27 protein-coding genes and 1 pseudogene are annotated in these 26,971 nt (G+C 55.7%); 15 read left to right on the top strand and 13 right to left on the bottom strand.

Annotated elements, in window-relative coordinates; genetic code table 11:
• Positions 1–77 precede the first annotated feature (77 nt).
• From K3752_RS05565 to K3752_RS05530, 8 genes are all read left to right on the top strand, one after another.
• The gene (locus K3752_RS05565; protein ID WP_170343540.1) at positions 78–1,595 is read left to right on the top strand and encodes an amidohydrolase family protein; all 1,518 of its coding nucleotides are present in this window, start codon (positions 78–80) and stop codon (positions 1,593–1,595) included.
• A gap of 51 nt (positions 1,596–1,646) precedes the next feature.
• Positions 1,647–3,032 carry an amidohydrolase family protein gene (locus tag K3752_RS05560; RefSeq protein WP_170342821.1) on the top strand — a complete coding sequence of 462 codons (1,386 nt, stop codon included), beginning with the start codon at positions 1,647–1,649 and terminating at the stop codon, positions 3,030–3,032.
• A 74-nt stretch (positions 3,033–3,106) separates the two neighbouring features.
• Positions 3,107–3,349, top strand: coding sequence for a hypothetical protein (locus K3752_RS05555; protein ID WP_260065428.1), 243 nt, complete (start codon positions 3,107–3,109; stop codon positions 3,347–3,349).
• A gap of 30 nt (positions 3,350–3,379) precedes the next feature.
• Entirely contained in the window at positions 3,380–4,786 is a 1,407-nt protein-coding gene (locus K3752_RS05550; protein ID WP_260065426.1) for a hypothetical protein, read from the top strand.
• Positions 4,787–4,926: 140 nt separating this feature from the next.
• A complete protein-coding gene (locus K3752_RS05545) occupies positions 4,927–5,256 on the top strand; it encodes a hypothetical protein (protein WP_170357382.1) in 330 nt (109 codons plus the stop codon).
• A 78-nt stretch (positions 5,257–5,334) separates the two neighbouring features.
• Positions 5,335–5,700: a DoxX family protein gene (locus tag K3752_RS05540; RefSeq protein ID WP_170342826.1), complete on the top strand. Its 366-nt coding sequence runs from the start codon at positions 5,335–5,337 to the stop codon at positions 5,698–5,700.
• A 41-nt stretch (positions 5,701–5,741) separates the two neighbouring features.
• The gene (locus K3752_RS05535) at positions 5,742–6,995 is read left to right on the top strand and encodes a carbohydrate porin (RefSeq protein WP_260065423.1); all 1,254 of its coding nucleotides are present in this window, start codon (positions 5,742–5,744) and stop codon (positions 6,993–6,995) included.
• Positions 6,996–7,280: 285 nt separating this feature from the next.
• Entirely contained in the window at positions 7,281–7,556 is a 276-nt protein-coding gene (locus K3752_RS05530; RefSeq protein WP_170343544.1) for a glycine zipper domain-containing protein, read from the top strand.
• 189 nt (positions 7,557–7,745) lie between these two features.
• On the opposite strand, the gene K3752_RS05525 is transcribed toward K3752_RS05530, so the two are convergent.
• Positions 7,746–8,783 carry an AraC family transcriptional regulator gene (locus K3752_RS05525; RefSeq protein ID WP_170342831.1) on the bottom strand — a complete coding sequence of 346 codons (1,038 nt, stop codon included), beginning with the start codon at positions 8,781–8,783 and terminating at the stop codon, positions 7,746–7,748.
• A gap of 524 nt (positions 8,784–9,307) precedes the next feature.
• Between K3752_RS05525 and K3752_RS05520 the strand changes: the two genes are divergently transcribed.
• On the top strand, positions 9,308–10,651 hold the full coding sequence (locus K3752_RS05520; RefSeq protein ID WP_222458113.1) for an amidohydrolase family protein: 1,344 nt from the start codon (positions 9,308–9,310) through the stop codon (positions 10,649–10,651).
• Between the two features lie 68 nt (positions 10,652–10,719).
• Here the strand turns inward: K3752_RS05520 and K3752_RS05515 are convergent.
• A pseudogene (locus K3752_RS05515) lies at positions 10,720–10,860 on the bottom strand (IS3 family transposase); the annotation flags it as partial.
• Positions 10,861–11,099: 239 nt separating this feature from the next.
• On the opposite strand from K3752_RS05515, the gene K3752_RS05510 reads away from it, so the two are divergent.
• A complete protein-coding gene (locus K3752_RS05510) occupies positions 11,100–11,306 on the top strand; it encodes a cold-shock protein (protein WP_170357379.1) in 207 nt (68 codons plus the stop codon).
• A gap of 72 nt (positions 11,307–11,378) precedes the next feature.
• Positions 11,379–12,392, top strand: a complete 1,014-nt coding sequence (locus K3752_RS05505; protein WP_260065418.1) for a fatty acid desaturase — start codon at positions 11,379–11,381, stop codon at positions 12,390–12,392.
• On the opposite strand, the gene K3752_RS05500 is transcribed toward K3752_RS05505, so the two are convergent.
• The 3 genes from K3752_RS05500 to K3752_RS05490 all read right to left on the bottom strand — a co-directional run bounded on the left by K3752_RS05500 (position 12,384) and on the right by K3752_RS05490 (position 13,533).
• Complete coding sequence (locus K3752_RS05500) at positions 12,384–12,632, bottom strand: ParB N-terminal domain-containing protein (RefSeq protein ID WP_039524390.1); 249 nt, start codon at positions 12,630–12,632, stop codon at positions 12,384–12,386. The genes K3752_RS05505 and K3752_RS05500 overlap by 9 nt on opposite strands.
• A 74-nt stretch (positions 12,633–12,706) precedes the next feature.
• On the bottom strand, positions 12,707–13,396 hold the full coding sequence (locus K3752_RS05495; protein ID WP_260065413.1) for a hypothetical protein: 690 nt from the start codon (positions 13,394–13,396) through the stop codon (positions 12,707–12,709).
• Complete coding sequence (locus K3752_RS05490; protein ID WP_170337404.1) at positions 13,396–13,533, bottom strand: hypothetical protein; 138 nt, start codon at positions 13,531–13,533, stop codon at positions 13,396–13,398. The genes K3752_RS05495 and K3752_RS05490 overlap by 1 nt, the downstream gene beginning before the upstream one ends.
• A 1,448-nt stretch (positions 13,534–14,981) precedes the next feature.
• Here K3752_RS05490 and K3752_RS05485 point away from each other — a divergent pair.
• Positions 14,982–15,356 carry a helix-turn-helix domain-containing protein gene (locus K3752_RS05485; protein ID WP_254429037.1) on the top strand — a complete coding sequence of 125 codons (375 nt, stop codon included), beginning with the start codon at positions 14,982–14,984 and terminating at the stop codon, positions 15,354–15,356.
• A 745-nt stretch (positions 15,357–16,101) separates the two neighbouring features.
• Here K3752_RS05485 and K3752_RS05480 read toward each other — a convergent pair.
• The 4 genes from K3752_RS05480 to K3752_RS05465 all read right to left on the bottom strand — a co-directional run bounded on the left by K3752_RS05480 (position 16,102) and on the right by K3752_RS05465 (position 19,981).
• Entirely contained in the window at positions 16,102–16,482 is a 381-nt protein-coding gene (locus K3752_RS05480) for a hypothetical protein (protein WP_170337130.1), read from the bottom strand.
• Between the two features lie 114 nt (positions 16,483–16,596).
• Positions 16,597–17,775: a carbohydrate porin gene (locus K3752_RS05475; RefSeq protein WP_260065410.1), complete on the bottom strand. Its 1,179-nt coding sequence runs from the start codon at positions 17,773–17,775 to the stop codon at positions 16,597–16,599.
• Positions 17,772–18,536 (bottom strand): DUF3299 domain-containing protein, encoded by a 765-nt coding sequence (locus K3752_RS05470; RefSeq protein ID WP_170372891.1) that lies wholly within the window; start codon positions 18,534–18,536, stop codon positions 17,772–17,774. Before K3752_RS05470 ends, K3752_RS05475 begins: the two co-directional genes overlap by 4 nt.
• Positions 18,537–18,562: 26 nt before the next feature.
• The gene (locus K3752_RS05465) at positions 18,563–19,981 is read right to left on the bottom strand and encodes an amidohydrolase family protein (RefSeq protein WP_260065407.1); all 1,419 of its coding nucleotides are present in this window, start codon (positions 19,979–19,981) and stop codon (positions 18,563–18,565) included.
• 111 nt (positions 19,982–20,092) lie between these two features.
• Here K3752_RS05465 and K3752_RS05460 point away from each other — a divergent pair, with 111 nt between their 5' ends.
• Positions 20,093–21,100: an AraC family transcriptional regulator gene (locus K3752_RS05460; RefSeq protein WP_260065405.1), complete on the top strand. Its 1,008-nt coding sequence runs from the start codon at positions 20,093–20,095 to the stop codon at positions 21,098–21,100.
• A gap of 344 nt (positions 21,101–21,444) precedes the next feature.
• Here K3752_RS05460 and K3752_RS05455 read toward each other — a convergent pair whose 3' ends face one another.
• The 3 genes from K3752_RS05455 to K3752_RS05445 all read right to left on the bottom strand — a co-directional run bounded on the left by K3752_RS05455 (position 21,445) and on the right by K3752_RS05445 (position 23,175).
• Positions 21,445–22,152: an IS6 family transposase gene (locus K3752_RS05455; protein ID WP_010442732.1), complete on the bottom strand. Its 708-nt coding sequence runs from the start codon at positions 22,150–22,152 to the stop codon at positions 21,445–21,447.
• Positions 22,153–22,260: 108 nt separating this feature from the next.
• Positions 22,261–22,668, bottom strand: coding sequence for a universal stress protein (locus K3752_RS05450; RefSeq protein WP_093964967.1), 408 nt, complete (start codon positions 22,666–22,668; stop codon positions 22,261–22,263).
• Positions 22,669–22,725: 57 nt separating this feature from the next.
• Positions 22,726–23,175: a phasin family protein gene (locus K3752_RS05445; RefSeq protein WP_170343047.1), complete on the bottom strand. Its 450-nt coding sequence runs from the start codon at positions 23,173–23,175 to the stop codon at positions 22,726–22,728.
• Positions 23,176–23,376: 201 nt separating this feature from the next.
• On the opposite strand from K3752_RS05445, the gene K3752_RS05440 reads away from it, so the two are divergent.
• Complete coding sequence (locus K3752_RS05440; RefSeq protein ID WP_260065403.1) at positions 23,377–24,390, top strand: cation:proton antiporter; 1,014 nt, start codon at positions 23,377–23,379, stop codon at positions 24,388–24,390.
• A gap of 158 nt (positions 24,391–24,548) precedes the next feature.
• Here the strand turns inward: K3752_RS05440 and K3752_RS05435 are convergent, their stop codons facing one another.
• Entirely contained in the window at positions 24,549–24,956 is a 408-nt protein-coding gene (locus tag K3752_RS05435) for a c-type cytochrome (protein ID WP_141138522.1), read from the bottom strand.
• 755 nt (positions 24,957–25,711) lie between these two features.
• On the opposite strand from K3752_RS05435, the gene K3752_RS05430 reads away from it, so the two are divergent.
• Positions 25,712–26,932 (top strand): APC family permease, encoded by a 1,221-nt coding sequence (locus K3752_RS05430; RefSeq protein ID WP_260065402.1) that lies wholly within the window; start codon positions 25,712–25,714, stop codon positions 26,930–26,932.
• The last annotated feature ends 39 nt before the right edge of the window (positions 26,933–26,971 follow it).

Below are 26,971 nucleotides of genomic sequence, written 5' to 3'. Positions count from 1 at the left end.
GTCAAAAGAATCTCGGGGCACATGTGCATAGTGGGAGGATCGGTCCGCAGGAAGACCGACCCCTGGGAGGACACCGAATGACAACACTCAACCTGAAGGCGTTGCTGCCGGCCATGTCAATGGCAATTGCGCTCACGACGCCTGCCATTGCGCAGGATATCCCCAACATTCCCTCGGAGGTCACGCTGTTCAAGAACGTGATGGTCTTCGACGGGGTGAATGACGGCTTGAAAGATGTCGACGTGCTCGTCGTCAAGAACAAGATTCACAAGATTGCAGAGGACATTCCCGAATCCGGCACGTGGGAAGTCGAAGTTCGAACGGGCGGAAGCAAGCGCCTGCCCGATCCTGTTGGCGGTATCGACGGCTATTCTTTCACCATCCAGACCGAACGCGGTATCGAGACCAAAGAGGTCGAGGTCAATGTGATCGACGGCGGCGGACGCACCTTGATGCCGGGACTGATCGACAGCCATGTGCATGTGAATATGTACAAGGATGGCACGATCCCGGGCCTTCAGGACACGACATGGGAGGAGATCGGCGCACGTTCTGCGGCCTTTGCGCAGGAAATGCTGGCGATGGGCTTCACAACCGTGCGCGACATGTGCGGTGCACATGGTGGACTTCGTGCGGTAATCGACGAGGGTTCGCTTCCGGGCCCGCGGATATACTCGTCCGGCGCCTGCCTCAGCCAGACCGGTGGTCATGGCGACTGGGGGATCGCCGGGCAACGCAAGAACGAAAGCAATCTTGAACGGCTGGAGATCACGCGGCTTGTCGACGGCCCTGCCGAAGTGCTCCACGGCGCGCGGCGGAACTTTGCGCTTGGGGCCAACTACCTCAAGATCATGGTCAGTGGTGGTGTGACCTCCATCAAGGACCCGATCTACCAGTCCGCCTTTACAGACGAAGAAATCGCCGCTGCCGTCGAGGTGGCCGGGGACATGGATTCCTATGTCGCCATGCATGTCTTCATGGATAGCGACCTGTCGCGCGCGCTCGATCTCGGGGTCAAAGTGGTGGATCACGGCCTGACCATAACGGAACCGACGATGCAGAAGCTGGTAGAGAAGGAAGCGTTCTTCTCGCCCAACCTGACCGCGTTGGCGCCCGAGGCGCTTGAGCATCCGATGCACCAGGACCCGACCTTCCCGCCGACGGCGAAGTTCCTCTGGTTGCGGAAAAACAGCGAGCAGTTGTTTGATCTGGTGCGGAAGTACAAGCCGAAGATGGTGTTCGATTCCGACTACGTGCTGCTGACCGGTGTGCCGTACCGGCAGTCGATGGACTTCACCAAGGCTTTCATGGCGCGTGAGTTCGGCAACCTCTGGGCCTTGCAGATGATGACCTCGAATGGCGGCGAACTGGCCGCACTGACGGGACGCGGAAACCCCTATCCCGAAGGCAAGCTCGGCGTGATCGAGGAAGGTGCCTATGCCGATATCCTCATCGTTGACGGAAACCCGCTCGAAGACATCACTGCCATCGGCGCTGTCGATACATGGTTCGATGCCGAGCCACGCGGGCAGGACGTGCCGAGCATTCGCGTCATCATGAAGGACGGCAAGTTCTACAAGAACACGTTGAACTGAACTTTCGGCGGGGCGCTGGCCCCGCCGTCAACATTGCGGAAGGGCAAACTTATGAAGCATCTTTTCAAGTCCACATTACTGGCGGGCGTGGTGTCGCTCGCTGCCGGCATGTCCTCTGCGCAGGACGAAGCGCTGCCGCAGACCCTGTTCACCAATGTCCATGTTTTTGACGGCGTGAACGAGGCGCGGATCGAAAACGCCAGCGTTCTGGTCGAAGGCAACCTGATCAAGGAAATTTCGACGGACGGGATCGAAGCGCCCAACGCAACCATGATTGACGGCGGCGGGCGCACGCTCATGCCGGGGATGCATGACCAGCACGTGCATTTGCTGGTGTTCAACCCGCTCAGTGACGGGTTGCGCCAGAACATCACGCCCTTCCATCTTGGTGGCGTTGCAACGATCCGGTCCGAGCGCATCCTGATGAACGGGTTCACGACGGTTCGTGACCTCGGCGGACCGGCAAAGTCCATCGCGCGGATCATCGATACCGGTATGTTCCCCGGCCCGAGGATCTATTCCTCGGAGGCCTTCATCACGCAGACATCGGGCCATGCCGATTTCCGCAAGCTGAACGACCGGCATCCAACCCTGTCGGGGCAAGGCCCATCGCATTGGGTCGACACGGACATGAGCTTCATCGCGGATGGCCCGGAGCAGATCCGCATGGCGGTGCGCGAGAACCTGCGGCGCGGGGCAACCCAGATCAAGGTCATGGTCAGCGGTGGGGTCACGTCCGAGTTCGACCCGCTGCATTCGCTTCAGTACCAGGCGGACGAGATCCAGATGGCGGTCAAGACCGCCGAGCAATGGGGCACCTACGTCACCTGCCACGTGTTCACCGAGCAGGCGATCCGCAACTGTATCGACAACGGTGCAAAGACCGTTGAGCACATCCCGTTCCTGACCAAGGAGGCCGCCGAGATCATGGTCGAAAAGCAGATCATGTTCGCGACGGCGGTAGCCCCGGTCTACTCGGTGACGACCGAACAGGCGGAAGCCTTCTACACGCCAGCCTCGTTCGCCAAATGGAAGAGTGTCCGTGACGCCGCCGCCAACATGATCGAGGTGATCCAGACGACACCGGGCATGATCGACCTCTACACTCTGGGCACCGATCTCATCAACAACTGGGACCAGACGCTTGAGCAGGACAAGAAGATGAACGACGAGTTCAAATACCTGCACGAGGCCAAGTTCAAACCCTTCGACATTCTGCGCATGGCCACATCGAACGGCGCCCGCATGAACCGGCTTACGGGCTTGAACAATCCGTATCAAGACGGCCCGCTCGGCGTGGTCGAGGAAGGCGCTTACGCGGATCTCCTGCTGGTCGATGGCAACCCGCTCGAAGACATCCTTCTTCTGGCCGATCCTGATCCCAACCTGAAGGTCATCATGAAGGACGGCGTGATCTACAAGAACACGCTGGACTGAGGAGAGCGCGGGGCGGTCTCCCTCGTCCGCCCCGCGTTTTTTTGCCCGACGCAATCATCCCGGAAGGATTGACCGTGAAACACCTCACTCTTGCCACTCTCATGGCCCTCTGCAGTTCGATGGCGGTTGCTCAGGAGTGCGACGTCGCGCTTCTCAACGGCCGTGTCATGGACCCGGAAACCAATCTTGATGCCGTGCGCAATGTCTGCGTGACCGGCGACAGGATCACCGCGATCACCGAAGATGCCTTGACGGGCAAGCGCGAGATCGACGTTTCCGGGCATGTAGTCGCGCCGGGATTCATCAACACCCATTAGCATTCCTTTGGCGGCTTCGATCAGAAGATGATGGCCCATGATGGCACGACGACGATCCTCGATACCGAGAGCGGCGTGGCGGATGCCGACCTGTTCTACGACAAGTACGAGGGCAATTCCTTTCTCAACTTCGGTTCCGGGATGGGGCACGAGGAGATCCGGCGTGTCGTGATGGATGGGGTTTCAGTCGAGCTGGCATCCGATCCGACCTACATCCTCAAGTCACGCGGTGCAGCCGAGGAAGAAGACGGACATGCCAGCTGGGCGCTGGATATTCCGACTGCGGATCAGCTCGTCGAAGTCATGACCATGTATGAAAAGGGTCTTCGCGCCGGGGCGATCACCGTCAACACGACGGTGGGATACATGGGATACAACACCTATCCGAAGGAGATTTTCGCGCTTCAGAAAATGGCGAAGAAGTATGACCGCTTCTTTGGCGCCCATACCCGTTTCGGTCCGACCGAGAGCCTGCCGCTCTACTATTCCCTGGGCGCAAACGAGGTGATCGCAAACGCCGTTGCGCTCGACGGGGCCCTGATCCTTTCCCACATCCAGAACCAGGGGTGGGAAGAAATCTACGAGCTTGCGCGCCGCCTGCAAATGCGCGGAATGACCATCTTCGCGGAATACTACCCGGCCATCACCGGCAATCCGAACATCGCGACACCGCAACTGCTGCCGGACAAGATCGAGGCGAACAATATCGTTCCGACCCGCGATATCTTCGATACCAGCACCGGCGAACTCTACGAGTCCGACGAGGAGTTCTTCCGGCAGCAGAAGGAGGATCCGAGCAAGCCGATTTTCATCACAGTCCGCCCCGAAGCAGACCTGGAGCGCTGGATCCACATGAAGGATATTGCGATCGCCAACGACATCGTCGGCTTCACCGTCGATGGCGAACCGCTGCCGATCGAGGCCGATTTCACGGAGTACGGGGGGCACCCGCGCAATGCCGGCACCTATGGCATCGTGTTCCGCGAGGCCCGTGAACAGGGCATCGCGCTGATGGAGATGGTGAACAACGCCTCCTACATTCCCGCGAAGTACTTTTCCAAGGTGGGCCTGAAGGCGATGCAGGAACGCGGCCGGATGCAGGAAGGCATGATCGCGGATATCACGATCTTCGACCCCGACACGATCACCGAAACATCATCGATGAAGAAGGGCATGAACGGCTCCTTCACCAAGGGAATCCCCTACGTTCTGGTGAGCGGGCAGGTCATTATCGACGACGGTGTCGCTAATATCGACCTGCGGCCCGGGCAGCCGATCCGTTACCCGGTCATCGAAGGGGGCGAGATCGATCTGGACCTCGGGGACAAGGAATTCACCTGGCACGCCGACATCGAAACGCCAGAGGATGAGCATTCCGAGTTCCCGCTCCGCCCTGCCGAGCTGGAACACTCCATTCCCGGAGCTCCGGGGCATTGAACCCACAAGAACGGTCAGGGCAGCCATGCTGTACTGACCACAACATCGAAGCAATTCCGGGTGGCAAGATGAACAGGATCCTTCTTTCGACAGCCCTTTGCGTCTCTGCGACAGTTGCAGCGGCGCAGGACACAAAAGACATGCGCACCTTCCTGTTTATCGGCGCATCCAACAGCGCCGCCTGGGAGATGCAGATCGCCAATCCCGGGGACCGCGCGGCCTCGGTGAAGGGTGGGATCGAGGCGCTCGGCGGCGAGCTTTTGAGCTACTATTGGGGGCTTGGGAACGGGAAGAACTACATCACCGTCGCCCTGCCGGACGACCCCACCTTCATCCAGGCCTTCTATGTCAGCCGTCTCGGTGACGGGTTGCTGGAGGATTACCAGATGATCGAGTTGATGAGCAGCGCCGACATGGCCGAAGCCCTCGCCCGTGTGCCGGAGATCAAGGCGCAGGACGATCTCAAGTAACCGGACTGCACACTCGGGACGATCCAGAAGGGAACATCAAATGAACTTCAGCCCTGTGTGTGTCGGCGGAGTCGTATTATGCAAATAGTTGCCATTGGCCTGCTGTCCGCCTTCTTTCTCTTCGCCAGTTCGATCAAGATCCTTGGCTGGCAGAAGCTCATCTTCGAAACGCAACTGGCGATGTTCGTCAAATACGGGCTGAACCGTCAGATCATGGCGCTTGTCGGTGGTGTCGAGCTTTTCGGGGCGGTGGCGATCTGGTTTCAAGGCAGCTTGCTCGGGCCGCTCGGGGCCGCTGCCCTTCTGGGCACGTCGCTTGGCGCAATCGGTTGTCATCTGATCTGGGACACTTGGAAAGACGGTGTGCCTGCCATGATCACGGCTACGCTTTCGGCCTTCGTCCTCTGGACGGGCCGGGATGTCGTACTGGCGATACTTGCATGAGCGGGCCGAAGAAGAATCAAGAGCAACAAGAGAGACCTCATATGGGACAGGCAAGGCTTCTCGGTACGGTCATCGTCGCTGGCTTCTGGTTATCAACCGGAGCCTTGGCGCAGGAAAGCCGGCCAACGTCCGCCCTGGAGGCCGCCGCAGCGGTCTCGCTCGGTGGCCCGGCATCCACGCAGGCCCAACTGGAACAAGACCGAGTGCGGCGGTTGCAGGACTCTCGCTGGCCGGGGCTGGATGCGGCATTGGACCCCTTGGAGGCATCGCGGCAACGCTTTGCCGAACGCACCGGCCTGAACCTCTCCTTCGACTACCAGGCCTATTACCAGTCCGCGACCGAGAGCCTGACCGATATCGACGAGGCCGCCTTGGGCCAGGCGCGCATTCTGGGCCAGTGGACGCTGCTCAATCGCGGCGGCGAAAATCCCGGGCAATTGGTCTTCACATTGGAGAACCGCCATCTGCTCGGCACGGACATCGCGCCAAGCGGGCTTGCCGGGGAAATCGGCTATGCGGGCGTCACCGCAACGACATTCAGTGACACCGACACGACCCTCTCCGTCGCCTACTGGTCCCAGACGCTCGCTGGCGGGAAGGCCGGTTTCGTGGCCGGCCGGATCGATCCGGGAGACTACTCGGACATCCTCGGCTACGTGAACCCACGCACGACTTTCTCCAATTTCTCGATCCTGTTCAGCCCGGTCCTGCCGATCCCCGATCCCGGCTTCGGCATTGCGGGGGGCGGTTTCCTGACCGAACAGATCTATGCCCTCGGTGTCCTGTCGGATGCAAACGGCTCGCTGACCGATGTCGAGTGGTTTCCCGGTGGCCCCGAGTTCTACAAATACGCCGAGATCGGATGGACGCCCGAACGCTCGAAGCGCTTTCTAACCAACGTTCACCTCGGGGTATTTCACGTCGATGAACGCACCGAGGCAGGCGTGCCGGAGAGCTACGGGGCGATCCTGTCTGCCAACCACACGATCAACGAGGAATTCATGATCTACGGACGCCTCGGCTGGTCGGAGGGTGAGGCGCCGATCGCCCGACGCGCAGCCAACGCTGGACTTCTATGGCGGCCGGGCCTCTATGACGACCTCTTTGGGTTTGGCGCGACCGTTGCGGACCCGGTAGATGAAACGCTCGACACCCAGACCACAATGGAGGCCTTCTATCGGTTGGACCTGTCGGACAATGTCGCCCTGACGGCGGACGTCCAGCACATGATCAACCCGGGCTTCAACGATCAGGACACGACCGTTTTCGGCTTGAGGCTGCGGATCAATCTTTGACCTGAGTAGCGGCGGATAGAATGCCGTCTGGTTGGGAGTGTCGTGCCTGCGCCGGAACGGCCCATGCAGCCATCGCGGCCAAGGAGGCGACCCCTTGGATGATTGGCATTGCGTCAGGCGAAAGTCTTGACGGCAGAACAACCGTCGAATTTGGCTTGTTGCTCTGCAATGTCAGCCATTCCAATGAAGCTGTCGGATGCTCTCAAGCGGGGGCATGGCGGTTCGCTTAGATCTTTCCACAGAAGGCGGCCACGGAGGTCGCCACCGTCAGAAAGGTTGGAACCGATGACAAACACCCTCAAGAACACCGTATTCGCCGCCCTTGCCGCCTCACTCGCCCTCGCTGCCCCGATGGCCGCCAATGCCGGTGACATCGGTGAGAAAGCCCTCAAGGGCGCTGTGGCCGGCGCCGTGCTGACCGAAATCACCGGCGGCGACGCCAAGGACGGCCTGGCCCTCGGCGCAGCCGCCGGTGCGCTCGGTGGCAAGATCGCCGAAGACCGGGATCGTCAAGATCGCAAGGACGATCGCAAGAAGGGTGGCAACAAGCACAAGCGCTGATCCCGCAACGAGACAACCGGAACGGTTTACCCCTTCCAACCGACGCTGGAGAGATCCGGCATCTGCTTCAAACCCGTTAGGCCTCATGCCTGCCGGGTTTGTTGCGTCAGGGTGGTTCAGGAAGACGGAGAAACGTGAAAGTGCGGGCCTATGATCCGAGCAGTCCGGCCTCTACTCAGATCGTTCGCCCTATGCCAGGGGCGCTTCTGTTGCTGGCTGCTCCCTGAAGTCGCTGGGGGGCTGTCCGTACCATCTTCGGAATGCCGTGCTGAAGGTACTGGCGTCGCTATATCCGAGAAGATAGGCGATCTCGGTGAGCGGAAGCGTGCTGTTGAGCAGATAGTCCCGGGCCAGAGCCTTTCGCAGATTGGCGACGACCGCTGCGAAGCTCGTGCCCTCGTCGGTCAGTCGGCGGGCCAGCGTTCGGGCGCTCATCCCAAGTTCCGCCGCAATTGCGTCCTGCTGGGCCGTGCCGGCTGCAAGACGCGCCGTGATCTGCCTCTCAACAACCCGGGCCACACTGTTGGGTGTCTGCGGCATCCGAGCCAGCGTGTTCTCGCAAATGACCGAAAGCGTCCGCTGCAAGTTGTCGTCGGCCGTCAACAGCGGCACATCCATATCAGCCGCCTTGAAGGCAATGCTGTTCTCCGCGGCACCAAACAGGACATTGCAGCCAAAGAACCTGTCGAGGGCCTCGGTGCCGGTCAGCCGCTGATGCGCGAACCGAACATGCGTCGGACGGATTTGCCGATTGGAGTAGTCCCGCAGGGCGAAGACCGTGCCAACGGCTCCAAACTCGGCATATTGCCCGGTCGGAATGCTTGCTGGCACATCGTAGTGCCAGGTCAGCCGGGTGGTTTCCGGGCCTTCTTCCATGGCCGTCTTGCTCGCGTCACCGATCACGCGCTGAAAACGGGTGATGTTTCGAAGGTAACCGCCAACGGTAGGTGCCGAAACGCCGACATAGGCGAGCAACCCGGCCTTCCTGACCAGGTCCGGCGACTGTGCCAGGCGGTATCCGACAAGGTCGTCCCTGGTCAAAGCGCTCGCCTTTTCAAACAACCAGGCAGTCTTGTCGAAGGACCAGCGAGCATCCGGGTCTTCGAGTTGAGATCTGGTTATCCCGAACTCCTTTCGGATATCCCGCTCGGAAAGGCCTGTTTTCTTCAACTCACCGACAATGATCTGTCCCCAGATTGCGCTGTGTTTTGGAATCTCGGATTTCATTTCTGGTCCGTAGTCTCGGTGTCTGACGTGTTGCGCCACGTTAAGGCCCGTCTGACCTTCTTGCCAGTTGCCAAAGCCAACGTTCGAACAACGCAACGCCCGTTTCGTTCAATACCCGCAGTGCCTTTCACACACTCGCCACCAAGGTAGGCGCGACGTCGGTCGCGAGTAACTCGAGATCCGTGCGGTGTGACACACCGAGTAGCGGCGCACATCGTCCGGGTTGGGCAGCTTGCTTGTTCGCTGTGGCTTTCGAAGCCGCCATTCTCGGCGCGCTACTTAAAAGTCCGCTCTGGGCCGGAGGCGTCAGGAGGCTCCACCAAGGTGGTCACGCGGCCCGCCTCAGCGCCGCATGGCTGCTTTGAACCCAAAGCCGGTGTTCTTGCTACGTGGGATTACCTTCAGTTTTACGCCCTAAAAAATCTATACCTTACGTCACCCTCTTCATCAGGTTTACCAGATGGTTTTACAGGCGAGCCTGAGGTGGCCTTCAATAACTTCTTCGCCATCTTGAGGGTTAAGATATGATCTCCAAACGTGCATTTTTATCCGGTCTCGCATCGACCACTGCGCTGGCGCTGGTCCCGGCGCGAGTTCGTGCTCAAGCCCCAGATGCCACACTCTTCACGAACGTGCGTGTCTATGACGGGATGTCCGATGAATTGACCGAACTCACGAACGTCCTTGTCGAAGGGGAAATGATCAAAGATGTCTCACCCGCTGCCGATGCCGCGCAAGAGGTGCCGCGCATCGATGGGGATGGGCGGACCCTGATGCCGGGGCTCCTCGACATGCATGTACACCTGCAGTGGAACCAGGACCCAGCTGGTTTCCTGACAGCACGTCCAGATTACATTGCTGCATTGGCATTGAGCGAAAGTGAAGCCACCCTGATGCGTGGCTTTACCAGTGTCCGTGATACTGGTGGCGGCATTCTCGGTTTGGCGCGCGCCATAGACGAGGGCCTCCACCCCGGTCCGCGCATTCAGGCGTCAAACGCTGCGATTTCAATGACCGCCGGTCATGGCGATCTTCGGCCGCGATCCGTGCGTCCGAGAGCCTTCGGCGGGCCGCCGTTCACAGAAGCGGAGCGGCTTGGGATCACACTTTTCGCAGACGGGGTTCCTGAAGTTCTGGCGGCTGCACGCGAGCAGTTCCGGCAGGGTGCGCACTTCATCAAAGTCTTTTCAGGCGGCGCCGTTACTGGCCTCTACGACCCATTGGATATCAACGAGTATTCGCCGGCAGAACTCGAAGCGGCAGTAGAGGAGGCCAAACGTTGGAACACTTACGCGACCTCGCACGCATACATGGACACATCGGTTCGGGCCGCCATTGAGGCAGGTTACCAATGTATTGAACACTGCAACCTCATGACGCCTGAGTCGATGGAGTTGGCCGTGGAAAAAGGGGTCTGGCTTTCAACCCAGGTTGGCTTTTTTGCAGCAGACATTCCGGCAGGGTTCACGCCCGCCCAGGCAGAACGCCAAAAGATGGCGTTTGATGGTCTCGACGCCATGCTTCGATTAGCGCGAGAGTCCGGCGCTAAGATTGCACTCGGAACAGACTTTGTCGGATCGAGGCAAACGAAAGCAACGCAGTTGGAGGAATTGCAGCTCAGGACGCCATGGTTCAGCAACGCCGAGATTTTGCGGCAGGCAACAGGTCTGAATGGTCAGCTTTGGGACTTGACCGGCCCGCGTAATCCCTACCAGGCTGGTCCAGTCGGTGTCATCCAACCCGGAGCCTACGCAGATATTCTGCTCGTGGACGGAGACCCGATTGCCGACCTTACGGTCATGGCCTCTGCGGACAATTTCGATGTGATTATGAAGAACGGCAAAGCGCACAAGAACAATCTGGCCTGAGAGATTTGCCGAGGGTCAAGATAGACACTTGAACCGCCCCGGGTTTTCCGGAGGCTGATTACTCCGTTTCAGGCGACTTTATCGAACTCGTTACGCTGTTCATAGAACTTCTCCTCGGCTTCTGCTGGCGGGATGTTTCCGATGGTCTGCAGCAGGCGGCGGTTGTTGAACCAGTCGACCCATTTCAGGGTTTCCCATTCGACGGCATCGGCGGTCAGAGGTGGTTCGGTTCGTTTGAACAGTTTCGAGCCCGGCAGTCTCAAAGCCTCTGTTGTTAGCCAAAGCATCAGGGCTTGTATCGTGCGTATCCAAAGTCCATATATACGTGGCTTACGTTTTTCTTTTTCGACCTGCTGTCTCCTCAATTCGGCGTTCAGTCCCTCGATTCAGACAGACCACGCCGAGTCGCTGCAATGATGCGGGCGACAAGCATTAGGAGACTTCCACCATGGCAAATGGCACAGTAAAATGGTTCAACTCAACCAAAGGTTTTGGCTTTATCGAGCCTGAAGATGGGAAGCGCGACGTGTTCGTGCATATTTCCGCACTTGAGCGTTCCGGCATTAGCGAATTGAAGGACGGCCAGAAGGTTACCTTCGACGTCGAAGCTGGCCGTGACGGACGCGAAAGCGCTTCCAACCTGGCACTCGCATAGCCTGCTACGGGCATCCTTCTGGGGTGCCCGTTTGTTCAGAGGGTTCCCAAGAGCCGTTGGAGAAAAAGTCAGTTGCAAAAGCAGGAATTGACCCGGGCGCTCGTTCAATACCGCGTACCCGATAACAAGCGTAGTGTTTTTGAACTGACAATTACTGTTATCCCTTTTTTCGCACTATGGGGCGCAGCGTGGTTTGCGCTTTCCCTTGGTGTCTGGGTCGCTATTCCACTGGCAATCCTTAACGCTGCATTTCTGGTGCGTCTCTTCATCATCATGCATGATTGTGGTCACGGATCATTTTTTAAAAACCGTACCGTTTGCAATTGGACAGGCCGGGTCTTGGGTGTTCTCGCCCTCACACCTTATGACGTCTGGCGGCAAAGCCACGCGATTCACCACGCCTCAACCGGCAACCTCGATCGGCGCGGGATGGGCGATATCCCTACGTTGACTGTAGAGGAATACCTGAAGCGCAAGCGGGCCGGTCGTGCCGCTTACAGGTTAATCCGGAACCCCTTCTTCCTGTTCTGTATCGTGCCTGTCTACACGTTCTTTCTGCAAAATCGCTTACCCTTTGGTTTCATGCGGTCAGGCTGGCTGTATTGGGCAAGCGCAATGGGAACAAACGCCGCGATTGCGGTGGTCCTGGCCCTGATTTTTTGGACCGGAGGCCTGGATGTGCTGGTTTATGTATTCCTGCCAACCATGATCGTCGCCGCCTCGATTGGTATCTGGCTTTTCTATATTCAACACCAGTTTGAACACACGACATGGGAACGGGAAGAAGAGTGGAACCTTCAGGACGCCGCATTCTATGGAAGTTCTCATTATGCCTTACCAGGCATCCTGCTTTGGTTCTCTGCAAATATTGGCGTTCACCATGTTCACCACCTTGCCAGCCGCATACCGTTTTATCGGCTAAACGAAGTTTTGCGGGACCATTCCGAGTTGGAAAATTGCCAACGTATTACTCTATATGAGAGCCTTCACTGTGCACGATTGCATCTTTGGGACGAAAAAAGCCAGCGCCTGCTGACATTTTCCGAGGCTTTGTCGAACGCCAATTCCAATAGGCATTTAGTGTAGCCTGGCGCGTACCAGATAGGCTTCGACGGTGTCACCGCCCAAGGCACGAATGGCCTCTAACCGGTGAAGGCCTTCAATCAGCACGAATCTCTTGTTGTCCGAGCGTATCTGGATCGGGGTCTTCTGGCCGTTTTTCAAAATATCTTCGGCCAGCGTCAGAACTTTTTGTTGATCAAGCGTTTTTGCCCGTTTCACAGGTACATAAATCAGGTCGAGCGGATATGGTCGTTTCTCCAACATAAGCTACGTGACCAACCTTTCGTGCATGTGTTCCGATTTAGAGCTCACTTCAAAAGCGGGGGCTGGAACGTGCGTCATAGAACCGAACGAACAGCGCCGCGCAGTTCCTGATGCATAATCCAAGTTGCGGGCTCGTCGTCACTTTCGATGTGAGAAAATGCCAGAACCTGTGCGGCTCCATCATTCTGTGCCGATCCGGCTTCGGGAAGATCCAGCTCCAGATATTCCGCAATCAATAGCCCGATTTTCTTGAAGACCTTGATAGAGGCTTCGCGCGATTTGTAACCGGCCGCCTGAGACAAGTTACCAATGGTCAGACCGTCCTTGCCCGCGATTGTAAGTGCTTTCAGCAACCTGACCTGCGCCGGGGTGAGCCTGATCTGGCGCAATGCCTCGGCATATTCTCTTTCACTGGGAACGAGGGTTCCGGAGTTTCCCTCCAAACGGCGTTGACCGCTACGCTTCCTGTCTCGTTCTTCGAGAATTTCTTTTAAGGCTTCTATAGCCAATGCTGGTGTTTCTCCAACTGCATCGGCAATCATTGTCTGCGTTTTGGCCGGCGGTTTGGGAAATGCCCGTGCAACACTATCGCCGCTCAGAACGCCGGCCTTGATCAAGTACTTTCCAAACTCTTCCTCAATCACTCCTGATACGTCAGCGTTCCGCGACTTACGAACACTGCGGTCCTGAAATGCTCGTTGTTCCAGACCTCGAGCTGACATCTTTGAACCGGAAAGGGTAATTTGAGGGGTATTTTTGCGCATCAGAGAAACACCACTACAACTATCGCTGCGACAAACACCGCCGATGCAATAGATATCTTTATCCCATTGGACCGGCGACGCGCCTTTTCAGCCTTGATGCTTTTGCCCAGGTTTTCATCAATCGAGTCATTGTTCACGGCTTTGTCCTTCCTGATTTCTCATGCGGCATAGGTTTCCACCAACGCATTGTTATGGCACATTTTCCGTGCACGTATCGTTCTGTCTTGTGAATGGACGATTACATTCCCAACCGTCACCTCTTCGGTTCAAATGAGCGTTGGAAGGAACTTGAATCTTATCGCACCTGTTCCGGTTTGCGCGAAAACCACGTTCGCACTTCCATCCGGAAAAAGTCTCAGGGGCGAGATATGCATCCTGTGGAATTGCCACTGGTTCACAGCTGCTCTCCGCCGCCCTGTAACCTCTGAGGCACACCCATCCATCCGAGCTTCTTTTGTCGCTCAGACGACCGTTTTTTGGGACATCTATTGCAACACAATCCTGGTTTTCTTTACGAAATCCCCAGTTGCAGTGTATTTCCTGCACGCCAAACCGAGTTTCGACGTACCCATTTTGGGGCGAAATCACTTCTTCACACTCTTCTCCGGCACGCTGGAACAGCCGATTGCACGTCCACTGATCTCCGGTTGATGCCAGGTAGGCATTTTCAGGAACTCTTATTTTCTCACAGAGTTCTCCGACATTCTGAAAACCGTGATTGCATTCCCACCCGCGGCCATAGGAGCTACCCGTTAAATATGCGTTTTGGGGTACGTCTGGACTTTGGCAGGATCCGTTTCTGTTTTCGAAACCTTCGTCACAAACCGTTGCACTGGCATTGCCTGCGACTTGGGCAGCAAGCTGCGTTCCTGAGAGCGACACCAAAAGTGTCGAGATCAAACAAAGTATGCAGCGCGTAAACCCAATGAGTGACTGATCCAAACGGAGCCAGAGACCTGATCTATCGGGCATCAAACACGCAATTCATGTGCCAAGTGCTGTTCATGCGGCGCCTTCTTTCCTTGGTCACGCGATGACAGGTGCATGTCCGGTGACAGTTGCAAATGCTTGCGAGGAACGAGCTCATAGCGAAGACCCCAGCGAAACCCGTTCCTATGCTGGGGCACATGCTACAGTTAGTCTGAAGGCCATTGGTTTATCGTAACCGGCAGCATCGCGGCGACGAGATACTTTCACCAATACACTTTTGTGGTTCGTGGCAGCGATAGAGTCAAGGAACTTTCCTTCGTCGCCGTGGCAGCACCGCTAGGGCTGGTAGTATTTGAAACTGCAGGTGACCAAGTTGCCAAACAAGCCTCCGAAAGAAATTAACTGGCACCGGTCTGACGTTGTAAAGATTTGGAGCTGGACCAACAGCGAATACCAACTTTGTCTCGCGTTGCCCTTATCGGGCCTGTGAGCCTCCCCATCTGAATTGGTCTGACCTGCTCCCCTTGGAGTCCGCTTTTATTGGTTAGCTCTGTTCAGGGTTTGGTCCTCTTCTGACCATTGGTGATACTCCCGCGGGGTGAGCCCGTCGAGGCTCGTGTGCGGGCGGTTGCGCGAACTGTGCTACGCGGTGCTCATGGGCGAGGCCGGCACCGCCGCAAGACGTGCCTTTGGCGTCGGCAACGAAATCGCGCGCACCATCGCCTATCTTGCAAACCACCTGAACAAGCAGGTCACCATCGACGATTTGGCCGATCGGGTGGGCATGAGCCGCGCGGTCTTCCATCGGCGTTTCAAGGAAGCCACGACAATGTCGCCGATCCAGTTCGTGAAATCGATGCGGCTGAACAAAGCCGCGATGAAAATCGCCGAGGGAAAGACCGTTTCGGAGGCCGCCTGGGATGTGGGTTACCAAAGCTTCTCCCAGTTCAGCCGCGAGTTCAAACGGATGTATGGCCAGTCACCCCGACAATGGAGCCACGACCGACACGTGGCGACAGGGATAGCCTGAAGCCAAGATTGCGGACCTTGGATTAGGCGATACGAACGGTAGCTTCGTCGGGTTTGCCGACTTCCCTAACAGGCACTCGCAGCGAATGTCCGCAATGCGGGCTGCGACTGCAGAAACCCTGAAGCGCGACCAACGGCAGGTTTGGGCCGTCCTCAAACTATGCAATGGTCCCTATCCTGCGCATTGCTGTAATTGGGGGATCGCGCAGCATCGGTCAAAGTGGGCTCGTAGCCGCCTTGCGGCGGCGCAGCGGCTCAAGCTTGGATGACGGCTCAAAAGCAGCCATTGGAACCGCTCAGAAACTTCAGCCCTGTCATCGGGATAGCAGGAAACCTTGACATTCGCTGCCAGAAGCGGTCGCTCGGCGGGCTCGGTTCGGATGGCTGCAGGGAGCCCAAAATACAAAATGCTTCAACGCGCTTTAAGGTCAGCGATGCGCAGAAAGCAGACTTTGCAAAGTCCGGTTGACCACATTGTCCACCAAAGGCGACAGTTCTGCTTCGCGACTGGGCTATACATAGCCCTCAAAGCGTATTGTTTGCGGGACTTCAGTTGCACCGTTTTCCTGAGCGAGTAGGGCGCGTGCTGACGAAAAGGTAGCAAACGCAAAAAGAACAAGAAGGGCCTTTATCATCGTAGCGCCTCGGATCCGGGTTTTGAACTTGGGCCGGGGTTCACAAATGATCGCCCCGGCCAGCGTCAGGGCAAACGAGGTAGTTCTTGCCCTGAAACATCGTACTTTCGCCTAATTTAGAAGATCACCGACGATGCCGACGGCATCGACCACGGTAGACAGGTCATTCGTAACTTCGAGGACTTCGTCATCGACCAGAATGTAGCGGTTTCCTTTGCCCGGCTCCCCAAGCTTCCATTTGGAAAGGTCCCCAATATCCTCGAACTCCAGGTCAGATGGGAGCTTGGCACCGCGCGTGTAGCGCTTGATCTGTCCAGGTGGTACAGCTTTTGGGCCTTTGCCGGGTTTGTCTTCTATCTGAATGCTGACATCACCGTTCTTGCCCCCCTTGTTCGGCTTTTTACCCTTGTTGTCTTTGGCATGGGCATCGCTGCCTCCAAGGATGAAAAACACAACTGCTAAGGCTGCAAGAATTCCGTATGCAATCTTCATAGATTGTTCCTTTGCTTCCCAACTTCATTCGACCGGCGTTGAAAATTCCGGCACGCGCTTGATCTCTCTTAGTTGCCCTTTGGCACACCCCTTAGTGACTGCCTTCACCCCGCATTAGAAAACGATCCGGGTTCTTAGACCGAACAGGGTAATCCGGTCCTGATCGGGATTTAGAAGCGGGTCGGAAATGAATTGTACCGATGGCGTGATCTGCAGTCCGGGTGAGATTGAAAAGCGGTAGAAAGCTTCAAGCGTGAACTGATCGCCATCTATGCCTCTTGCTTCGGCCCAGTTTAGGCCCAGACCGGCCAAATCGGTGTTGCGACCATAGTAACCGAGACCGGCAGAAATCGACCGTTCATAGAGCGCTGCGGTTCCCTTCGAGGCCCCTGCACGGAAGAACGGCATCCATTTATTGTCAACAAACCATGCGGCGGAAAACGCTGCGCCGTAATCTTCTGCTCGACTGCCATCGTCAGCCGCATCCGCATGCCAGAGGGTCAGATGGATATTGTCGAAGTAGATGCGATCAAAGCCGGACGTGTACCCAAGTTCGAGCGACTTGAAGAGATTGCCGTCGCTAAACACATCAAAGTTTGGATCGGACGGGTCGGCGTTTGCGTCTGATACGCTGGCAACGGCGTAGAGGTTCTCGCTCAGCTTTACCCCACCGGCAATACCAAGGCCTTGGTTGGGCGTGTTGATTGTCGGGTTGGTATTGAAAGACAGGTTTTGAAAACCACTGTAGGGGCTTACCAACCCGTAGATATCCACAAAGTCCGTTACATCAATCTGGCCGACTTGCAGCGCCCACGACCCATTCTCAGCCCTTTGGGTCCAGAACAAATTGGTCAGAAGCAAACCGTTGTCATTGAAGGCTGTTCCCGTGATTGAAAGGGCTCCGCCATCCAGCCCGAGAAATTGCGGAGCAACGTCAGTATAACTGTGCCTGTCTTCAATCTTGAATGTCAGAGACCCCCGTTCAGTTGCCTGCCAACTGCCGTAGAACCGCGCAATTCCGCTGGCTGCTTCGCCGGTTCCCAGATCAGCATCCTTGGTTTGGCCCAATGCCAGATAGTCAATGTTGAACCGAAAACCACCCTCAGCCAGTCGGTCTTTCCACTGAAACCAACCCGGTGCGATGTTGCGTGGAAAATCGGAACGATATTGCGGATCGGTGAGCCCGTCTCCGGGCGCAAGATCGGCTTCGACTGAAGATGGCCCGGATAGTCCCTGAGCCGACGCTGCGCCAGCAAATGCAAGGCTCAATGCGGCAACCAGAAGTCTTATCATTTTGACGCCTGTGCCCCACCGGTCTTGCGATTTCCTGCCGCGCGGATGCGATCAGCAGCACGCTGCTTCCATTCCAACCTGTCTGCCTCGGTTTCCAGAGTTTCGACACGTTCCGCCTCTAGCTGGAAAGTCGCATTCATAGGCATGAGGCCATCCACAACCATCATATTATGAACGGAAGGATCGATAGTCAGCGTGCCTGTCAGCCGAACGGGTTCGTGGAAATAGCTAGGCGCCCAGTCCCCGTTCAACCGCACACGGATCATCTGGTTAGGCGGAGGTGGAGGCATGTGGCTGCACATCCCTCTTTCTGGCACCAAATACGCCACAGGCCGGCCGTCCGGATCGCTCGGAGCAGGAATGGCAAAGCCCGCGAGTGTGATTGTTCGGCCGTCGAATTGCGGGTTTCCGCTCGTTCCAGCCTTTCTTCGACGTTCAGTCACAACCTCGCGCTGATCGAGTAACCAGTCGACGTCAATTCCGTCTGACACCAAGGCGTCTTCGGTCTCTGCTAAATGCAATTGCCATTTCTGCCGTTCTTCGGCGCTGCCAACCTCCTGCTGCAACCTGCCGCGTATACGCACAACGAAAAGAACATCGTCGAACTGTTCAGGGCCGAGATCACGATAGGGGTCATCAAAGACCTGCGCAGACGGATCTAGCAGGTCTGCCCAGTCCAACGCGGTTCCAGGCGTCGCCGCAGCATCATAACCGCACAAAACCAACCCTGCGAATACTGCGGAGCAAAACCAATTTCGCATGAATGCTCTCCGGCTGCCTTATCTGGTCAATCCAGTGTGTTTTTGTAGATCACACCGTCCTTCATGATCAGGCGGATTGTTTCTGGGCTTTCAGGCCTCGGGTCGGCCCCAAACCATTGATCACCCGTACCAACCACCGAGAAATCTTCGAGCGGATTACCGTCGATCAGCAGGATATCCGCATAGGCGCCTTCCTCGATCACACCGAGCTTGCCAGCCGTGTAAGGGTTCGAAAAATCGCCTGACAAAGCTACGACCTCACCGCCGATTGACGTAAGTGTCACCATCGACTGGTACGGTCCGAAGAACTCGTTATTGAGATGTTTTTCATAAGCAATCTGGATGTTGCATGCTTCCACTGATCCCACGCAATCGGTCTGAAAGCCGCGTTTTACCGGGCATTCCTTCATATTCGGAATGTAGTTCGCGAAAGTCGCGGACGCCGATATCGCTTTCGCGAGGCTCTTGGGCTCGTTCTTGACCGATGGGATATCCAACAAACCCGGATCAAAAGCCGTGAGGTTAGTCGTTATGTAAGCCCCTTTTTCGTTCATAATCTCGGCAATCTCGCAATCGAAGGAGAAGCCGTGTTCAATGGACATTACACCGGCCTCAAGGGCGTTCATGATTGCTTCCTTGCGGTAAGAATGCGCCATGACATAGGTGCCGTATTCGTTGGCAACCTGAACGGCAGCTTCGATTTCTTCCTTGGAGCCGGCGAGCAACTGCCATGGGTCAAACGCCGAGATCACCCCACCCGACTGCATGAATTTCAGCTGTGTCGCCCCCATGCGCATGTTATTACGACCATACAGGTAGACATCATCGACACCGCTGACTTGTTGCGCCATGTTCAGATTACCGAAGTTGGTCTGTCCGCCCGGCGGCGAGGTGAAGGATGCGAAGTCAGCGTGGCCGCCGCGTGTCCCGAGGAACGCGCCTGACGCATAGTGACGTGGACCGACGATCTGTCCGGCGTCGATGGCCCTCCGCAGACCGCCGTTGGCGCCGCCAGCATCTCTTACAGTCGTAAATCCTTGCATCAGGTACATCTCGGCCATCCTGGTTCCATGGATGCCAAAATCCTCCCAGGTCGAGTTCGTTTCCATGGAAGCGATAGACGGTCCCATGAGCATGAGGTGTGCGTGAAGCTCAATGAAGCCCGGTGTGAGTGTCCTACCGCCGCCATCGATCACCTCCGCATTGGGGGCATCGATCGCATCAGTTGAGACGACCTTGATAAGGTTGCCATCAACCAGAACGCTTGCATTTTCGATCCGCTGTTCATTCACACCGTCGAAGACATGCACGTTGGTAAACAGCGTTTGGGGTTCTTCTTGATCCTGAGCCTGCGCGGTCGCCGAAAAAGAAAGAACTGCCGCGACAATTGCCGTCGAGCAAAGAGACATTCGTAAGCCGGACATAAGTACTCCCTTCATATTCATGTTTTGCCAACTATAGTCTGGAATTCATTGGCTCGGTTGCCCCTTTTGAATTAGGATGTACGAATGTGACTGCAAAAATGGCCACTTCTTAAAGCTAATCCAACAAGGGTTATGAGCTTGCCTTTCAACTCCACCTCCCGAGAGCATAGCGAGGGCTTTGTTCGCCTCTCTTTAGCCGCTCCCTTTCTGCAATATCTCACCGAACGTAAGATCAATCCGCAACCAGCATTGGATCAGGTCGGCTTGAAAGCTGAACTGATGACTAACCCATCCGTGTTCGTTCACTCCGAGTTGGTTTACGGCTTGGTAAATGCTTTCTCAGAAGTATCAGGGGATCGATACCTAGGACTGAATGTAGGGGAAGCGTTTGACCTACAAGGATGGCCGCCCTTCGCTCAAGCCTTGCAATCTACAAAAATGCTGTTCGAGTTTTTTACCCGCTTTGTTGAGCTCGTGCCGCAGGAGTCCAATTCTGTGCGGCACAGCCTTGTCATTGAAGCAGACAAAGCGACTTATCGTATCGAGAGGCAACAGGAACCAACCGTCCCACCCATTCAGGTGACCGGTTTTGGTGCCGCAATCTATGTACGCCTATTGCAGACCGTCGTCGGAGAGTCCTGGGACTCTTCCCGTGTGCGATGGGAAAGCAGATACATCAATGGGCTGCCTATCGACTACAAAGGGATCGAGGTTGGCCTTGGGACTGATCCCGGAATGCAAATTAGTTTTCCTGTGGAATGGTTGTTTTTGCACCACGTCTCTGAGGGTTCTGCCAAGCCCACAGCATCACTTCGACAAGATGAAGAAGTAACCGTGGTGGCAGCTTTGCGATCTGTCTTACGCGACAAACTGGATGAAACCGATTTGGGACCAGAGATGGTGGCTGGAATGCTGGGAATACAACCGGAACGGTTTCTGAAAGCGCTTCAAAAACAAGGCACAACGCTACCGCGCGAAATCAAACGGCTGCGTATCGATGTCGCCAAGGAGCACCTCAAACAAAACCAGATGACAATTGCAGAGATCGGACTGATGCTCGGCTATTCTGACAAGTCCCATTTCACTCGCTTTTTCCGAGGTCAGACCGGAATGACACCGACCAAGTTCCGAAGCAAGTAAATGTGGTCGAGCCAAATGAACGCTTCGAAGATTAGGTCCTCGTGGGATCAGTTCGGAGAAGTTGTAGTGCGACGTTGAACAGGTTAGTCGACGACATGAATGGTTGGTTGCCACCGCCGATACAACCTCTGCAACTGGCCGTTTCGTTGTGTATTTCGGAGTTAGCAAAGCTTGGTTGCGAAGGTCCGCTTCGGGCTGCGTGCGGCCAATCATGCTAACAGCAGACAACGATGGCACCGAGCCCAATTCAGTCGTTTACAGCAGACAACATGATTTCCTGAACGTCGCGCAGGTGCTGTCAGACGAATTCGAACCAGTCTCAGTTTGCCGCGGAAACCGCGAACCTATCCGGAACAAAGCTGACGCCACTCGCTAAGAGCGGCGGCGCGGGTCAGCTTGAAGGTGTCTCGACTGGCTAGCGATCTTTCCTGGTTGAAGTGATTGTAGACGGAGGAATGGACGGAGGCGAATTTCTGTAGACTTCGCATGCGCCTGAAACGCTGCATCGCGCGTTCGCGTCGTCGAAACGGCAGGTGTGAATTCTCGGCGCGGTTGTTGAGCCACCTGCCCGTCTGTTGTTTTTCGAACGCGCCTATTTCTCTGAGCGCAGCCTTGTAGGAAGCGAAGCGATCTGTGACGACCTCCTTGGCGCAACCGTGCCGTTTCATCAATTTCCTGAGGAATTTTAGTGCTGCAGCCTTGTTTCGGCGCTTGGTGACAACCGCTTCCAGCACTTCACCTTCGTGATCTACTGCACGCCACAGATAATGTCGCTTGCCATTCACCTTTACGAAAACCTCGTCCACGTGCCACTTCCATTTCGAGAACGCGCGCAGCTGCTGCACACGCTTCCGTCGGATCTCAGCTGCAAACATTGGACCAAACCTGTTCCACCAATATCGGACGGTTTCGTGGCTCACGTCGATGCCTCGCTCGTGCAACAGATCTTCGACATTTCGAAGCGAGAGCGGGAAACGGATGTACAGCATCACCGCAAGGCGGATGACCTCGGGACTGGTTTTGAAGTACTTGAAAGAGGCAGGTTTGGTCATGGGCAAAAGCTACGCAACCGTCCTGCCTGCCTCAAGACAAGTTCTTCTGACAAGACCCCAAGTTCTTCTGACAAGACCCCACAGAGATCTCGCATCGCTAGCTTTGGATCACCGAATTACGTGAACCGAACACTTGGCATGATGCACGACTCTGTTCGCAGTGGAACCTAGAAATATGTCCTCGAATCCGGGCTTATGCGAAGCTAAGACGATGCAATCGGCGTCGCTCTGGTTTGCGAATTCGACAATTGCCCTACCCGCATGCCCGGAGATGAGCTGTACCTTCGCGTCTGAGATTTCAGAGGCAGTGTTATGCAGATTCTCCAATATCTCATGCCGCGTATGTGCAAGCACTTCACTTGGAATCTGAGAACCCACATATGCCGGAATAGGTTCTTGGACGTGCACAACGGTGAAAACAGCGTCGGCGTCAGCCAATTGGCGCGCAGCCTTAAACGACGCTTGAGTGTCGTGTTCTTTGTCCAGAGCAACCGGGATCAGGATGTTTTTGTACATTTGACCTCCTATCTACTGCTCCGATGATTTCAGTTTGGTTTTTCGGCGGCACGAACCCTAAACAGGCTCAGACTTTGAAGATTTCCCCGCGCTGTTTGTAGCGGCTACGACATCATCAACTGTTTTCTCAACAGCTTCAGCTTCGGTTTCAGCGACATAAGATGCACAACGAGACACGGTTTCGAACCATTCCTGCGCGTCAGCAACCAACCGCTCAGCCGAATGGCGCTGCCACTCCGTCATACTCTGAAGGGCTTTCGATGGATCGGACGGGTTCGCAGAAGACACTTTGCGTGCAGCTTGTAGAGCCGTCCGAACCGCCTCATGACGCCGTTCGAACCAATGCTGCGCAAAGGCCTCTGTTTCTTCGAGCATTTTTTCTTGTGCGTCCCAAAATTGTTCGATCTGGGCACCGAAGGCTGGATTGCCAGACATGGGCGGCTGCATTTGCTTGAAAACATCCACAAGTGAGGTCGGGCTATTTGTGCTAGATTTCTTTGTCGGCATCGAAAGTTCCTCCTCATTTCCTTAATGAGCTATTGTGCCACCTGCGGCGCGCTTTCGCCTTAATACAGATCAATATCCCCCATTTTTTAGGATCTTCGGCTTAGGCTGCCACGGGACATTGGCATTCTCTCCGACATCGGTTCCAAGATGGCAGGGGTGGAGTTAAAGTAGTTTAGACAAGAACTTAACGCTTGGATCTCTATGCACATTGCCGGCTTTCTGATTACCCTAGGTGTCCTCTTCCTTGCCGGATTGGCGGCCGACCAACTTGGCCGGGTAACGCATCTTCCTCGTGTTACAACCTTGCTTTTCCTCGGTCTGATCGCCGGGAACGCCCGAATGGGTTTGATCCCACTCGACGTTGCAATGTGGTTCGACGAGATTTCCATTGTGGCTTTAACGATGGTCGAGTTTCTTCTTGGAGGTTCCTTAACCCGCGAGAACCTGGTTCGGCATGGCAGAGCCATTCTGACGATTTCGATTTCAATCGTGGTTGCAACCCTTGTTATCGTGTCTGCTGGATTGACCGCAATCGGCGTACCCTTCGGGTTGGCACTGGTGCTGGCGGCAATTGCTACGGCTACGGCTCCGGCCGCCATGACAGACGTGATCAAGCAATCTGGGGTGTCCAACAGCTTCACAGAGACATTAAAGGGCGTCGTCGCAATTGATGACGCTTGGGGTCTGATCGTTTTCAGCATCGCCTTGGTTCTGGCCGGTCATTCGGATGGTTGGGCCACCGTCACGACCACAGCGATGTGGGATTTCGGAGGGGCTATTTTGTTGGGTTCCGCGCTAGGCGTGCCATCCGCTTACCTCACAGGTCGCTTGAAGCCGGGAGAGCCAATGCAAGCCGAAGCGGTGGGAATCGTGTTTCTGACAGCAGGCCTTTCGTTGTGGCTAGAAGTTTCGTTCCTTGTCGCAAGCATGGTTGCTGGCGCAGTTATTGGGAATCTTGCCCGCCATCACGACCGTGCTTTTCATGAGATCGAGCACATTCAGTGGCCGTTCATGATTTTGTTCTTCCTACTGGCTGGCGCCACGCTGGATATTGAAGCCTTCGGCTTGATGGGCTGGGCTGGTGGTCTTTTCCTATTCTTGCGCGCCGTAGCCCGCCTCGTCGGGGTTATTGTGGAGCGAGACTTGGCGGCCTGCCTAGCCGTCAGACCCGCTGGTACGGCCCAGCTTTGTTACCACAGGCCGGTGTCGCGGTAGGAATGGCCCTCGTCGCCGGAGAGCAATTTCCACATTGGGCCGCGTCGATCATGGCCTTTACTCTAGCCAGCGCTGTGGCCTTCGAGGTGTTGGGGCCGCCGTTGACTCTCATGTCAATCAGACGAACGGCTGACACAGATGAGCAGATTGGTCAGTAACTATTCAGACTGGATCGATTCAAGAAAGGCGAGCAAATTCGCCAACGGCAGGCCTACCATCATAGGTTGCCCATTAGGCAGAGCCACCGCGATTTGTTGGTCTGTCTCAAACACCGCGCCAAAGATTGGCATTTCGCCCCCATGGGCGAGCAATTGTGAACGACCGTCAATCTGTTCAGCTATAAGATCTATCGGAAACACACCGCCGTTCTCGCCCGCCAATTTGGTAAGGTCAGGTGTTCGAATAGCCAGCATTTCCGCCATTGGCCCGTCTCCGGTTGCTTCGAAACCGTGACATTGCCAGCAATACGTCCGGTACAAATCACTTCCCTCATCAACGCTGACCTCCTGCGCTAGTACGGGCCCCGTGACGAACAGTGCCAGTAAAATCCCTCGAAAAATCTGCATATGCTCCTCCAATTTGCTGCCCCGGAAGAAGATCTAATTATAAGGCATCCTTAAGAAAGCACTTTGACCTTGCTCATTTTGGACGCTCCTGTACGAGGATTGGCGTTTCAGTCGAATAGCGTTTGGTGTACGCGCCTAATTTATTCCTGCCGGCCTACAACTACGCCACCTCATCGTTGACCTCACCACCCTTGCGCGCAGACGGTTCTCCTTCCAATATATTCATATACCTGAGAATTCGTCAGAGGTGATAAGGCACGCGATGCAACCATCTGAGCGCATCCATCCGAGCCCAAGACTGGTAACAGGTTCCAAAGCGTCACGAATTGCTTTCCACCCTAAATCTGAAACCATCGAACATGTTTGCTTTGCCTTTAAGTCCGACGACAAACGACAGTTGGGTTGCGTTCAGCCTCGCAGACCCGTCGCAGCGAGGTGATTGACATAGATCAAAGCACCAACATGAATTACATAGTGAAATTCGAATGTTTCAACATATTCTACGTTCACCGTCCTGTCCCCAAGTAAACACAAAGGTGAATGGAATTTTGAAGGAGTGGAAGTTCCACCCACGGGGGCTCGGCAGGAGTGATGGCGAGCCCCCAGTTAGTTGATTGGCGCCCAATGTGCCCAGGTTGAGACACACGGCATTCGGTGCAGCTTTGACCATAGGATTAAGCCGCTGCGCCAATCGAGACAAAAAGAGAAGGACGCCACTGACGACGTTCGGAGTGGGCAGTTGGCGGAAATCACTTATGAACTCTGTTGATCCAAACGAACAGAAACTCAGGCGGGCCCTTACAACCCCGTTGCTCACGCTTTATGGCCTTGGGGTAACGGTCGGAGCGGGCATTTATGTTTTAGTCGGCGCGACAGCAGACATTGCTGGACCGTTTGCAGCGTTTTCGTTCGTTTTAGCCGCGCTCGTCGTATCACTCACCGCGCTTTCGTATGCAGAACTCGCAACACGATTTCCCGTCAGCGCAGGTGAAGCGGCCTATGTTGAAGCGGGATTTCAGAAAAGATGGATGGCGGTTTTCGTCGGCCTCGCGGTCGCAGCTTCGGGGATTATCTCTGCCTCTGCAGTTGCAATTGGCGCAGCATCATACCTGCATGCTTTAACCGGTTTTGCGATCCCTGTTTTGACCATCAGCGTCGTTTTGATCATGGGTTTAATCGCACTTTGGGGGATCACTGAGTCGGTCTTTGTTGCGGCTGTCATTACGATCATCGAGATCGCAGGCCTTATCTTTGTGATTGGCTGGGGCATGTCGGTTCAGGATCCGCAGGGATACGGAATCAGTTCGATGCTTCCACCGCTTGAATTCGACGCGTGGAGAGGCATTTTCGCGGCATCACTTCTCGCCTTCTTTGCATTTGTTGGCTTCGAGGACATGGCCAACGTGGCAGAAGAGGTTAAAGACCCGGTCCGCACGATTCCAAAAGCGATTTTACTAACCCTCGTTTTGGCGACCGTGTTGTATCTAGGAACCTCAATGACGGTTCTACTTGTTGTTCCGATCGATGTTCTTTCGACATCCGCAGCCCCCCTCGCGCTTGTGTTTTCAAACGCGCCCGAGGTGATCAAACAGGGCTTTTCCGCAGTCGCGATTGTGGCGACAGTCAACGGAGTACTGATCCAGATGATCATGGCCTCGCGGGTGATCTACGGCCTAGCTGACCGTAACCATTTACCGAAGGTTCTGGCGATTGTCCCAAAAGCAACTCAGACACCAGTTATCGCTACTTTGCTGGTCGTGGCGATCATCGTTTTGCTGACCCAAACTATACCGCTTGGTATTCTGGCAGAGCGCACGTCTCAGATCGTTCTCGGCGTCTTTGTACTGGTCAATATTTCGCTGATCCTGCTGAAGATGAAGCCGGACGAGTCCGCAAAGCACTTCCGCGTTCCTCTTGTGATACCGATCCTTGGGGTGATCACCAGTGCATTGCTTTTCGGATCTGGATTTCTCTAACTGATACAACGACCCAAAGGCCTCAACGAGCTGCCACGG

Origin of the sequence: Ruegeria sp. B32, from assembly GCF_025141855.1 — a bacterium.
Lineage (GTDB): Bacteria > Pseudomonadota > Alphaproteobacteria > Rhodobacterales > Rhodobacteraceae > Ruegeria > Ruegeria arenilitoris.
This window is presented reverse-complemented; position numbering and strand designations above follow the sequence as displayed.